The organism is Allohoeflea poritis, assembly GCF_027889715.1.
In the GTDB taxonomy this organism is placed as follows: domain Bacteria; phylum Pseudomonadota; class Alphaproteobacteria; order Rhizobiales; family Rhizobiaceae; genus Hoeflea_A; species Hoeflea_A poritis.
Genome location: NZ_JAPJZH010000006.1, coordinates 290,649 through 302,881, shown reverse-complemented (window position 1 = coordinate 302,881; position 12,233 = coordinate 290,649). Strand labels below are relative to the sequence as shown.

The following is a 12,233-nucleotide window of genomic DNA, read 5'->3' as shown; positions in this document are numbered from 1 at the left end:
GGGGAAAATCGGCCCATCGGCGTTGTTGCGCCGCTTGCCCGATGCACCACATCGCGCTGCGCGACGCGCCTAGCCGATGGGCCGATTTTCCGCCATCAAATGCTTCAATCTGGTCACAACTCGCTCTAGATTGTCCATACTCGTCGGGTTGAGGCAATTCGGGATTGGCGTATGAACACGACCGACAAAACCGCAGCGACGCAGCAGGGCGGAACCGACCTGGAATCCATGCCCGTCGACGGCGTTCTCAAGCAGCTCCAGGTGGATCCGGCAAAGGGCCTGTCGGCTGCCGAGGTCGAAAAACGGCTCAAGCAATACGGCCCCAACGCGCTGCCGGAAAAACATGTCAGCCTTGCTCGGAAGATCCTCAAATATTTCACCGGCCCGATCGCCTTCATGATCGAGGCGGCGGCGCTTGTGTCCGCCTTTCTCGGCCGCTGGGATGATTTCATCATCATCTTCGGCCTGCTTGTCTTCAACGCCAGCCTTGAATTGTGGCAGGACATGAAGGCGTCCAACGCACTGGCGGCGCTGAAGAAGAGCCTTGCCCCGCACGCCACCGCCCTGCGCGACGGTGCCTTGAAGACGATCGATGCGGCAACGCTTGTGCCCGGCGACATGGTCAGGATCCGTCTCGGCGAGATTGTTCCCGCCGATTTGCGGCTGGTGTCGGGCGATTACGCCTCCATCGACCAGGCGGCGCTGACCGGTGAATCATTGCCGGTCGCCAAGAAGCCCGGAGACGAGGCCTATTCCGGCTCCGTCGTCAAGCAGGGCGAGATGGATGCGGTGGTGATCGCTACCGGCGCCAACACCTTTTTCGGGCGCACCGCCAAGCTCGTCGCCGGCGCCGGCGCGGTCAGCCATGCCCAGCGGGCGATGTTCCAGATCGGCAACTTCCTGATTGCCGTCGCCGTGGTTCTGGCGCTCATCATGGTCGCCGTACAGGTCTGGCGCGATATCGTGGTTGCCGAGAACTGGGGTCTCGCCGATGCGCTCGATATCCTGCAATTCGTGCTGATCCTGCTCGTCGCCTCGATCCCGGTGGCGATGCCCGCCGTCTTTTCGATCACCATGGCGCTCGGCGCGCTTGCGCTGTCGAAGGAGAAGGCCATCGTTTCGCGCCTTGCCTCCATCGAGGAAATGGCCGGGGTCGATATATTGTGTTCTGACAAGACCGGAACGCTGACCAAGAACCAGCTTTCGCTGGGCGATCCGATCCTGCTGGAAGCGACCGACCCGCAGGACGTGGTTCTTGCCGCCGCCATAGCATCGGAGCGGGAAAATGCCGATGTCATCGACACGGCCGTGCTGGCGGCGCTGAAGAACCCGGTCGCGCGCGACGCCTATCACGTCACGAAGTTCACGCCCTTCGATCCGGTGTCGAAACGCACCATGGCCGAGGCGACCGACGAGAAAGGCGCTGCGCTGAGCGTCGCCAAGGGCGCGCCGCAGGCGATTGTCGATCTGGCGAAGCCAGCGAAGGACATTGCCGACAAGGTCGAGCAGTCGGTTGCCGATCTCGGCAAGCGCGGCTACCGGGCACTCGGCGTTGCCCGCTCCACCGATGGCGGCAAGAGCTGGAAACTGCTCGGCATTCTGCCGATGTTCGACCCGCCGCGCGACGATTCCGAGGCGACCATCGAAAAAGTTCGCGCCAAGGGCGTTTCGGTCAAGATGGTGACGGGCGATGACACCGCCATCGCCCGCGAGACAGCGCGCCAGCTTGGCCTCGGCACCAACATCATTCCCGCAGCCGAGGCGTTCCCGAAGGACATGGACCCGGACAACGTGCCCGCCAAGATTGCCGATTCCATCGAAAAGGCCGACGGCTTCGCCCGCGTTTTCCCGGAGCACAAATATGCCATCGTCAAGGCGCTGCAGCAGCGCGGCCACCTCGTTGCGATGACGGGCGACGGCGTCAACGACGCGCCGGCGCTCAAACAGGCCGATTGCGGCACCGCCGTCTCCGGCGCGACGGACGCGGCGCGCGGCGCGGCGGCGCTCATCCTGACGGCGCCGGGCCTTTCGGTCATCGACAATGCCATCGACGAGGCGCGGCGCATCTTCGGGCGCATCACCTCCTACACCATCTACCGCGTGGCGCTGACCATGGACATCATGTTCCTGGTCGTTCTGTCGACCATCTTCCTCGGCTTCCAGCCGCTGACGGCGATCATGATCGTCATCATGTCGCTGCTCGACGACGTACCGATCATGACCATCGCCTATGACAATACGGCGGTCTCGAAGAACCCGATCCGCTGGCGCATGCCGCGGCTCCTGTCGGTTTCGGCGGTGCTCGGTTTCGGCTCCATCGTGCAGTCCTTCGGACTGCTTCTGATCGGCTTTGCCGTGCTCGATCATGCCGGCGCCTCCGCCTGGTTCGGCATCACCAGCAAGGAGCATCTGCAGTCAGTGATGTTCCTGCAGCTCGTCGCCGGCGGCCATCTGCTCCTGCTCGTCACCCGCACCCATCGCTGGTTCTTCGAGCCGCCTTTCCCGTCGCGGCAGCTGGCCATTGCCATTGTCTGCACCCAGGCGCTCGCCGTTTTGATGTGCGGCTTCGGCTGGATCGTTCCGCAGATTTCATGGACGGTGATTTTCTGGGTCTGGGTCTATCTTCTGGCCTGGCTTGTGATCCTCGGCGCGGTGCGGGTCGGCATGGAGCGGCTGATCGACAACCGGCTCGACCGACGGGCGCGGCTTGCCGAGATCGTCAACGCGCCGCTGCACCAGCACGGCCACCTGCACGGGGGCTAGTCCGCGAGATCCGAAAAGTGGGAGCCGGTTTTCGGACAAATCGAGCGACAAAGGAAAAGGCGATGGATTATCGCGAGAAACTGATGATCAGACCGGGAGCCAAGGTCAGCCTCGCCGATATCGATCCGGGCTTCCACGGCCATCACGAAAGCCATGAAAAGGCGATGCCGGAGCTCGGCGAGACGCTGAGCGAGATCACGCGGCTTCAGGAGCTTCTCTATGCCGAGAAGAAGCATGCGCTGCTCGTGGTCCTGCAGGGCATCGACGCGGCCGGCAAGGACGGCGTGTGCTGGCATGTCATCCAGGCGATGAACCCGCAGGGCACGGCCGTCACCGGCTTCAAGCAGCCCTCGCATGAGGAGCTCGCCCATGATTTCCTGTGGCGCATCCACAAGAAGGTGCCCGGCCTCGGCCAGGTCGGGGTCTTCAACCGCTCGCATTATGAGGATGTGCTGGTCGTGCGCGTGCACAAGCTGGCGCCGAAACATGTCTGGGAAATGCGCTACGATGCGATCAACGCCTTCGAGAAGGGCCTGACGAAGGCCGGCGTCTCCATCGTCAAATTCTTCCTCTACATCTCCAGAGAGGAGCAGCTCGAGCGCTTCAAGCGGCGGCTCGACGATCCGGCGCGGCGCTGGAAAATCTCCGAATCCGATTATTCGGAACGCGAATTGTGGGACGATTATGTCGCGGCCTACGAGGCAATGCTGACCAAATGCTCGACAAAGGAAGCGCCCTGGTACGTGCTGCCGTCCAACCACAAATGGTTCCGCAACCTTGCCGCCTCGAAGATCATCCTGGAGGCGCTGCGGGCAATGGACATGAAGGCACCGGAACCCAGCGTCGATATCGATGAGATCCGCGCGAAATACCACAAGGCCGAGAAGGATGGGTAAAAAGCTCCGCAATGTGGTGCTGGCAGGTCTGCTGCTCGGGTCCGGGCTGGTGATATCCTTAGCCGGCATTTCCTTCATGAAGACGGCCTCGGGATACGCGGTCGTTGAATCCGCCATCGAACAGTCCGCCGACATCTGTTCGCCGCTATATGCGCGGCTCACCGGTTACGGCGAAGCCAAAGCCGAGGCCGTGTGGCAGGTGATTGCCGATACGCCCGGCGGCCCGGAAGCCGAGCGCGCCTTCTTGCAATGGGATCTTCTCTTCCCGCTGCTTTACGGCGGCGTGCTCGCCATCATCATGCTGGTGATGATCCGCACCGTCGGGGCCGGCCGCCACCGCGCCGCCCTGCTTGCGCCGGTGGCGCTTGCCGTCATCGCCGACTGGACGGAAAACCTCATCCATCTGAGGCAGTTCGCCCGCTTCCTGGCGGGAGACGGGATCAGCGGCTGGGCAATCGGCCTGGCCAGCGCCGCCACCAGCGTGAAGTTCCTGATGATCCTCGCGTCACTCGCGCTGATCGTCTGGCTGGCGCTGTGCTTCCGCACAAAAGCCAAGTGAGCCTCGCACTGTTGCGGCGCCGCGCGATTGTGTAGGCTCGGGGCAACCCCATCAGCAGAAACGAGGCGAGCATGGAGATCTTCAAGGCGGGCGCCCGCCCGACCGACAGCGGCAGCGCGGATTATTTCATCGGAGACGTGACGATGGACCCGATCGTTTCCGCGCCCGAGCCGGCGCGCGTGCGGGCGCTGCTTGTCCGTTTCGCGCCGGGCGCGCGCACCGCCTGGCACACCCATCCGCTCGGCCAGACGCTGCATGTCGTCTCCGGCGCCGGCTATGTCCAGAAGGCGGGCGAGGCGGCTCGTCAAATCCTGCCGGGCGACACGGTCTGGATCGCGCCGGGCGAAAAACACTGGCACGGCGCGACGGAAAACAACGCCATGGCCCACATCGCCATCCACGAGGCGCTGGACGGCTCCAACGTCACCTGGCTGGAGCATGTGTCGGACGAAGACTACGCGGCAGCCAACGGTTAGGCCTCAAACGACGGTGTGATCATCCGGAATGTTCGGCTGGTCATAATCGCTCGGCGTGCCGCGCCGCTTGAAGACGGAATTGTGGATCGCAGCGCCCGCCGGGATGATCCGCCGCTCGCCCTGCGGCAGATACCAGCCCATGAAGGCGCCCCGCTCGGTCGGCCGGAAGGGCTTGACCCGCCGCGGCACATATTCCAGCAGCTTCCACACCGCATTCATGGATTCGTTCGGCTTTGCCAGCGGGTCGGGCTTCACATAGTCCTTGTGGGCATTCGTGCCGAGCACGATCTCGCCCACCGTGTCGGGCTTGTATTTGAGCCCCAGCGCCTTCGTCTCGGCGATCATCCAGTCGAGCGGGATCTTGGCGAGCTTCGAGGCCGCCTCCGGATAGCCGCCGCCGACATCGCCATGCACGCCCGAGAACCAGACCTCCTTGACATCCTGTTCCTTGACGGTCTCGCCTTTGAAGGGCCCGCCCCAATAGTCGCCGCCCGCCGGCCAGAGCTGCGGCTGGAACATGGTGCGGAGTTCATCGATGGCGACGGCATGGCGCACCGCCTCGACGCTCTTGTTCGTCCTGGTAAAGGCATGGGTGCGCAGCCTTGGCATGCCGCGCCCGCGCTCGATCACCGAGCCGACCGTGTCGAACAGCCCCAGGCAGCGGATCGTCGGGCGCCGCGGCTGCAGGATGCGCTCGAAGAGCCGCACCTCGGCGAAGGGGTTGAGCGTCGGGTCGCGCTCGTCGCGGTTCTCGTTCTCGGTCCGGTCGCTCACCGATTTATAGGCCGCATAGGCATAGTCTAAAAGGTTCAGATTGATCGGCCGCATCAGCCCGACCGCGTGGATGAAGCCGGCGAGCACCCGCGCCGTATAGGCGCCGCGCGAGAAGCCGAAGAGATAGATCTCGTCCGCCGGCCGGGCGGGTATCTTCTTAGCCGAGCGCGTCTTCGCCTTCTCGCCCTCGTCATAGGTCTCGGCGAGGAACCGGTAGGCCTCCTTCACATTGTGATCGAGCCCCCAGCCGGTGGCGAGCCCGAAGACCTCATGCGCCTTGCGCCACGTATAAGACCAGGCATTCGCCGCCCCGAACGTGCCGACGCCGGGATCGTAAAAGACCAGCTGCCGGTCATCCTTCTCCAGCGCCCCGTAGAGCCTGAGCACATTCGTCCTGTCCGACTCGATCTCGTTCGACGTTCCGTCGCAAAGGATCACGATGCGTCTGCCGACCATGAGGACCTCCGGGGTTAGCGTGGAGGTTGTAGGGTAGCATGGGGTGGGGGTGGAGACTGTTATTTATTCCACATCAAATTCTTCAATGAGAAAATCGACGGTCGCTTGATCGCGCAGCTTGCAAACGATGTTTTGATTGGCAAACGCGCCTTTGAACCAACGGGCCCGGGAGTTACGCATGGCAATAGGTAGCTCATTTACCCCCACAACATCTGGTTTCAGCTCAAGAAATCAACTAATCCTTGCTTCACGTGGTTGGGGAGTGGCGTTTTATCATGATGAGCATGAAAGAGATCGAAAAGCGGCTTTGGGATACGGCTGATGAACTTCGGGCCAATTCGGGGTTGCGGCCATCGGAGTATTCGCGGCCGGTATTGGGCCTTCTCTTTCTCAAATTCGCCGATACCCGGTTCGCGAAAGTTGAGGAAAAACTGAAACCCAAGCCGGGGTCGCGTATTCGGCCGGGACCGGATGAATACAAGGCGCATGGCGCCATCTATCTGACACCGCAATCTCGCTTCGATTGGCTCAACCAGCTTCCCGAAGATGCTGATCTCGGCAAGGAATTGAACAATGCAATGGAGCAGATCGAGCGCGACAACCCGGATCTCGCCGATGCTCTACCGAAAAGCTTCGCCGAAATCCCGAAAGATACGCTGCTGGAATTGTTGCGGTTGCTTGAACCGCTTGATCTGTCAGGCGACACATTCGGCCAAGTCTATGAATATTTCATGGGCGAGTTCGCGAAGGCGACCATGGAGAAGGGCGGTGAGTTCTACACCCCGTCTTCCATCGTGCGGCTGATCGTGGAAATCATCGAGCCATATGAAGGTAGGGTCTATGATCCTGCCTGTGGCTCTGGCGGCATGTTCGCACATTCAGCGGACTTCGTGGCGCGGCACCGGCGCGAGCCTGGAAAGGCGCTCTCCGTCTACGGCATCGAGAAAACCCGCGAGACGTTGCGGCTGATGAAGATGAACCTCGCGATGCACGGCATAGGCGGTCAAGTAAGCGAGGCAAACTCTTATTACGAAGACCCATATGACAGCGTCGGCAAGTTTGATTTCGTCATGGCCAATCCGCCATTCAATGTAGACAAAGTGGACAAGACCAAGCTGAAAAAGGATGTCCGTGGCGAAGAGGTCATTGACGCCCGCTTCCCCTTCGGCCTGCCGACGGCGGACAATGCCAACTATCTCTGGATCAGCCTTTTCTTCTCGGCGCTGAACGACGAAGGCCGGGCCGGTTTCGTCATGGCCAATTCGGCCTCTGATGCACGCGGATCAGAAGCCGAGATCAGGAAGAAGCTAATTGACACCGGCGCCGTGGATGTGATCGCCGCGGTGGGGCCGAATATGTTCACCACCGTTACCTTGCCGTGCACGTTGTGGTTCTACGACAAGGGCAAAATCGGGACGGAACGGGAAGGTGAAGTGCTGTTCATCGATGCGCGCAACATGTTCCGGCAAGTCACGCGTGCATTTCGCGATTTCGAGGACTGGCAGATCGAGGCGCTGGCCAACATCGTGCGGCTATGGAGGCAGACCGATCCTGAACTGAACTGGGCTTCGGATGCCTGGCTAAAGGAGCGATTCGATGCCGAGGGTGGGGACGGCTTGGTTTATCGCGATGTTGCCGGCCTCTGCCGGGCGGTATCGCGCGAGGAGATCGAAAAACAAGGCTGGTCGCTTAATCCGGGCCGCTATGTCGGCGTGACGGAGCGTGAGGATGACGGCGTCGACTTCCGCGAAAGGCTGACGGAATTGCAGGCGGAGCTTGAGGAGCTGAACACCGAGGCCCGCGAACTGGATATTGCCATCGCCCGCAGTGTAGCCGATATTCTGGAGGCGTGATGGTAGTCATGGAACATTGGCCTGAAGTGAGAATTGGCGACCTTGGAGATGTCTTTACCGGTCGCACGCCTTCAACTGACCAGCCTAGTTACTTCGGCGACAAGTTCCCATTCATAACCCCTGGTGATATGCATCAGGGCAAGTATGCGCGTGAGACCGGTCGTGGTCTATCCGACGAAGGTGCGGAGCTTTTGAAGCGCATTCGTGTTCCCGCCGAAGCCGTCTGCGTATCCTGCATTGGCTGGCAGATGGGCAACGCCATCATGACCGATCGCCCATCGTTCACCAACCAGCAGATCAACACTATTGTTCCCAGAGCGAATGTCGACCCTTCGTTCCTGTTCTATTCGCTGCGCCTTCGCAAAGACGAACTCCTTTCACTTGGCTCTTCCACAGGGGTCAGGACACCGATCTTGAACAAGTCAGCCTTCAGTAGCCTGACGGTCAAAACGCCACCCCTGCCCATCCAAAAGCGGATTGCGGGGATTTTGTCGGCCTATGACGATCTGATCGCGGTCAACGAGCGCCGCATTGCCATCCTTGAAGAAATGGGCCGCAGGGTATTTGAGGAAACGCTCAGGGAAGCCAATTTCCCAACAGCAACATTGGAGACTGCGTGTGTTGAAATACAGAGTGGTCGGCGCCCAAAGGGAGGCATCGCCGGCGACGGAGAGGTTCCAAGCATAGGCGCTGAAAACATCAATGGTTTGGCGAAGCATGATTTCGGCAAGGAGAAGCTAATCCCTAGATCTTTTTTTGACAAAATGTCTAAGGGCAAATTACGTCATGGCGATGTGATGATGTACAAAGACGGGGCTCACATAGGCCGCTTAGCCATGGCGTGGAGTGGATACCCCCACAAAGAGTGCGCGGTTAACGAGCACGTATTTTTGTTACGTTCGAACAGAATTAGCCCGTCTTTTTTGTATTTCTGGCTCTCGCAGAGCTTCATGCAACAAACAATTCGCGGAAAAAACACTAACGCAGCGCAACCCGGACTGAATCAACGAGCCGTACTCAGCTTACCCATTGTGTTGCCCTCTAAAAATATTCTCAATGAATTTGATCTTATCGTCACTCCGATCATGGATTTGATATTTGCTCTCGCGCATACGACAATTAACCTCCGTGCTACCCGCGATCTCCTCCTCCCGCGCCTAATTTCCGGCCAGGTCGATGTCTCCGAAGCGGCTACGCTGAACACCGCAGCGGCGGGATAGGCGTGGATGAGTGAGCCGCCGGACATACTCTACAAGCAGCCGGACCCCGATCATTCCGGTTTCTCCGAGCATGCGCTGGTGCAGAAGCCGGCGGTGCAGCTGTTCGCTGAACTCGGATGGGCGACGCTCGACCTCCGAAGGGAATTCGAAGACGAAACGTTGGCCCAGGGCCGCACCCTGCATCGTGAGCAGTCGGAAACCCAAGGCTGGTATCCGCGCGAATGGTGGCTGCCGGACCGACTGCGCGCGGCGCTCGCAAGGCTGAACGCCGATCTGGACGGCGACGCACTGGAACAGGCCTATCGCGAGATCACCCGCCCGCGCATCGGCCTTTCGCCCTATGCCGCCAACCGTGAGGTGATGGCGCTGTTGCGCGATGGCGTGCCCGTGTCCACCCGCAATGCACGCGGTGAGGCGGAGACGCAGACCGCCCGCGTGATCGACTGGCGAGCCATCGACGCCAATGATTTTCTGCTCGCCGAGGAAGTGTGGTTCGGCACGGAACTCCATTCTCGCCGCGCCGATCTGATCGGTTTCGTGAACGGCATGCCGCTGCTGTTCATCGAGCTCAAAGGCATGCAGGTGAACGTGCAGCGCGCCTTCACCGGCAACCTGACCGACTATAAAGACACCATCCCGCACGCCTTTCACGGCAACGGCTTTGTCCTGCTGTCCAACGGCTCCGACACCCGTATCGGCGCCTCCCACGCCCCGTGGCGCTTCTTCCGCCAATGGAAACGGTTGGACGAAGACGAACCGGGACAGATCTCACTTGAACGCGCCATACGCGCTGCCTGCACACCCGCCGCACTGCTCGACATGGTAGAAAATTTCACCGTGTTTCAAGACGAGAAAAACGGCCTTGCGAAGAAGATTGCGCAAAACCACCAGAAGATCGGCGTGAACCGGGCCATCGCCAATCTGGACAAGCGGGAAGAAAACGACGGCAAGATCGGCGTGTTCTGGCACACGCAGGGCTCCGGTAAATCGCTCTCCATGGTTTTCTTCGCGCGTAAGGCACTGCGCAAGATGCGCGGCGGTATGACCTTCGTCATTGTCACCGACCGAACTGAACTAGACGACCAGATCGCGCGGACCTTCGCCGAATGCGGACTGCTGGAAAAGCAAACTGATGCCGCGCAGGCGCAGACCCGCAAGCATCTTCTGCAATTGTTGGAAGGCAATGAGCGCTTCATGTTCACACTGATCCAGAAGTTTGCCAGCGAGGATAAGCTTGAACCGCTGGGCGTGATTTCCGATCGCGACGACATCGTAGTGATCGTGGATGAGGCCCACCGTTCGCAATACGCCACCTTTGCTGCGAACATGCGCTCAGCCCTGCCCAATGCCAGTTTTATTGGGTTCACCGGTACGCCGCTATTGGCGGGCGAAGAAAAGACCCGCGAGGTCTTCGGCAATTATGTCTCGGTCTATGACTTTGCACAGTCCGTGGAAGATGGCGCGACTGTTCCGCTCTACTATGAGAACCGTATTCCCGAGTTGCAGCTCAAGGTCGATGACCTGAATGAGCGGCTCGGTGAATTGCTGGACGATGCCGATCTCGACGAAGAGCAGGAAAAAGCTCTCGAGCGACGCATGGGGCGGCAATATCACGTCATCACGCGAGACGACCGGCTCGAAAAGATTGCCGAAGATGTTGTTAAGCACTTCCCAGCGCGCGGCTATCGCGGAAAAGGCATGTTTGTTGCCATAGACAAGGCGACGGCGCTGCGAATGCACGAGAAGGTGCAGAAACGCTGGAATGCCGAGATCGAACGCCTCGAGGCTCTGACAAGCCCGACAGAAGAAGAAACGGATCGGCTTAAATACATGCGCGAGACCGAGATGGCCGTGATCGTGAGCCAGAGCCAGAATGAGATTGCCGATCTTGAGAAATTTGGCATCGACATTCGCCCTCACCGAAAGCGTATTCTCGATGAAGATCTCGATGATCGCTTCAAAGCCGACGAAGATCCGCTGCGACTGATATTCGTTTGCGCCATGTGGATAACGGGCTTCGATGTGCCGACCTGCTCAACGGTCTATCTCGATAAACCGATGCGCAATCACACGCTTATGCAGACGATAGCGCGCGCCAACCGCACGTCCGAAGGCAAGTCAGCGGGTCTGATCGTCGATTATGTCGGCATATTTCGCAAATTGCAGGAGGCGCTGGAAATCTACGTAACACCCCGTACGGATGACAAGCCTCCGATTGAAGACAAAGGCGAGCTGATCGCCGAATTCCTCAAAGCGCTGGATGAGGTTGAGAAATTTGCGAGCTTCCATGGTGCCGATTTGTCGGCAATTCGCACGTCACGTGGATTCGATCGCCAGGCGGCCATCGACAAGGCGCGTGATGCGCTCAATCTTCGCGACGACGTAGTGAAGACCTTCACAGCGCATGAAAAGCACGTCTGGGGCCTCTTCACCGCAGCTCTACCGGACAAGCGCGCCCGTGCGGAACAAGCCCGCGCTATCGTGCTGCGCTTTGTTGCAAAATGCCTGAAGGCGGATCGGGGACAGGTCGATATTTCGGATATTGAAAACGCAATCCAGGACCTGTTGGACGATGTCATCGAAGGTGTGCAAATAAGCGCTGCCATCCGGCAGGACGATGATGCGACAGGGCGGGTCGATCTGAGCAAGATAGACATTGATAAGCTACGAGCGGAAAAGGAAGACGAAGCGATTGCCACGCGCGCGCAGAAGCTCCGAACGGCCGTAGGCGCAAAGGTCAAGGCCATGGCTGCACGAAATCCCATTCGCTCGACACTGGTCGCAAAGTTCGAAGCATTGGTCGCCGAGTACAACACGGGAAACATGGAGGCCGAGGAGTTCGTCAATCGCCTGCTCGATTTCCTGAGCACGCTGGATGATGAAGAACGCCGCAACGTACGAGAAGGACTGGCTGAAGAGGAACTGGCCATATTCGATCTTCTGACCAATCCCGGACCTGAGCTTAGCGAAGACGAGCGGGAAGTGGTCAAGCGGGTTGCGGGCGATGTGCTGCACAGGGTGAAGACAGAAGTCGAAGCGCTCGACTGGCAGCTTCGAGAAAAGGCAAGGGCAGCCGTTCGCGCGAAAATTAGAGAGGCGCTCGATGCGCTTCCAGCATCATATGAGGAGAGCATGTGGAACCGTAAAGTTGAACGGACCTATGACTGGATAATGCAAAGCGCTGCTGAACAAGATTGAATCTAAGCGGTACACAAGGCTGGATGATACCACTATAG

General features: G+C 59.7%; 8 protein-coding genes. 7 read left to right on the top strand and 1 reads right to left on the bottom strand.

Going from position 1 to position 12,233, the window contains the following annotated elements:
• Positions 1 to 171: 171 nt before the first annotated feature.
• The 4 genes from OOZ53_RS12355 to OOZ53_RS12340 all read left to right on the top strand — a co-directional run bounded on the left by OOZ53_RS12355 (position 172) and on the right by OOZ53_RS12340 (position 4,694).
• A complete protein-coding gene (locus tag OOZ53_RS12355; RefSeq protein WP_271089873.1) occupies positions 172 to 2,763 on the top strand; it encodes a plasma-membrane proton-efflux P-type ATPase in 2,592 nt (863 codons plus the stop codon).
• Between the two features lie 62 nt (positions 2,764 to 2,825).
• The gene (locus tag OOZ53_RS12350) at positions 2,826 to 3,659 is read left to right on the top strand and encodes a polyphosphate kinase 2 family protein (protein WP_271089872.1); all 834 of its coding nucleotides are present in this window, start codon (positions 2,826 to 2,828) and stop codon (positions 3,657 to 3,659) included.
• Positions 3,652 to 4,218, top strand: coding sequence for a hypothetical protein (locus OOZ53_RS12345; protein WP_271089871.1), 567 nt, complete (start codon positions 3,652 to 3,654; stop codon positions 4,216 to 4,218). The genes OOZ53_RS12350 and OOZ53_RS12345 overlap by 8 nt, the downstream gene beginning before the upstream one ends.
• A gap of 71 nt (positions 4,219 to 4,289) precedes the next feature.
• Positions 4,290 to 4,694: a (R)-mandelonitrile lyase gene (locus OOZ53_RS12340; RefSeq protein WP_271089870.1), complete on the top strand. Its 405-nt coding sequence runs from the start codon at positions 4,290 to 4,292 to the stop codon at positions 4,692 to 4,694.
• Between the two features lie 3 nt (positions 4,695 to 4,697).
• Here OOZ53_RS12340 and OOZ53_RS12335 read toward each other — a convergent pair whose 3' ends face one another.
• Positions 4,698 to 5,924, bottom strand: a complete 1,227-nt coding sequence (locus OOZ53_RS12335) for a T6SS phospholipase effector Tle1-like catalytic domain-containing protein (RefSeq protein WP_271089869.1) — start codon at positions 5,922 to 5,924, stop codon at positions 4,698 to 4,700.
• A 275-nt stretch (positions 5,925 to 6,199) separates the two neighbouring features.
• On the opposite strand from OOZ53_RS12335, the gene OOZ53_RS12330 reads away from it, so the two are divergent.
• From OOZ53_RS12330 to OOZ53_RS12320, 3 genes are read left to right on the top strand one after another with little or no spacing between them, the layout of a single operon-like run.
• Positions 6,200 to 7,777 (top strand): type I restriction-modification system subunit M, encoded by a 1,578-nt coding sequence (locus OOZ53_RS12330; RefSeq protein ID WP_271089867.1) that lies wholly within the window; start codon positions 6,200 to 6,202, stop codon positions 7,775 to 7,777.
• A complete protein-coding gene (locus OOZ53_RS12325; protein WP_271089866.1) occupies positions 7,777 to 8,997 on the top strand; it encodes a restriction endonuclease subunit S in 1,221 nt (406 codons plus the stop codon). Before OOZ53_RS12330 ends, OOZ53_RS12325 begins: the two co-directional genes overlap by 1 nt.
• 6 nt (positions 8,998 to 9,003) lie before the next feature.
• Complete coding sequence (locus OOZ53_RS12320) at positions 9,004 to 12,195, top strand: type I restriction endonuclease subunit R (RefSeq protein ID WP_271089865.1); 3,192 nt, start codon at positions 9,004 to 9,006, stop codon at positions 12,193 to 12,195.
• The last annotated feature ends 38 nt before the right edge of the window (positions 12,196 to 12,233 follow it).

Excerpts from the sequence above, each read along its gene's own strand:
- OOZ53_RS12355 (WP_271089873.1), top strand. The coding sequence starts at position 172 with ATGAACACGACCGACAAAACCGCAGCGACGCAGCAGGGCGGAACCGAC.
- OOZ53_RS12340 (WP_271089870.1), top strand. The coding sequence starts at position 4,290 with ATGGAGATCTTCAAGGCGGGCGCCCGCCCGACCGACAGCGGCAGCGCG.
- OOZ53_RS12330 (WP_271089867.1), top strand. The coding sequence starts at position 6,200 with ATGATGAGCATGAAAGAGATCGAAAAGCGGCTTTGGGATACGGCTGAT.
- OOZ53_RS12320 (WP_271089865.1), top strand. The coding sequence starts at position 9,004 with ATGAGTGAGCCGCCGGACATACTCTACAAGCAGCCGGACCCCGATCAT.
- OOZ53_RS12325 (WP_271089866.1), top strand. The coding sequence starts at position 7,777 with ATGGTAGTCATGGAACATTGGCCTGAAGTGAGAATTGGCGACCTTGGA.
- OOZ53_RS12345 (WP_271089871.1), top strand. The coding sequence starts at position 3,652 with ATGGGTAAAAAGCTCCGCAATGTGGTGCTGGCAGGTCTGCTGCTCGGG.
- OOZ53_RS12350 (WP_271089872.1), top strand. The coding sequence starts at position 2,826 with ATGGATTATCGCGAGAAACTGATGATCAGACCGGGAGCCAAGGTCAGC.
- OOZ53_RS12335 (WP_271089869.1), bottom strand. The coding sequence starts at position 5,924 with ATGGTCGGCAGACGCATCGTGATCCTTTGCGACGGAACGTCGAACGAG.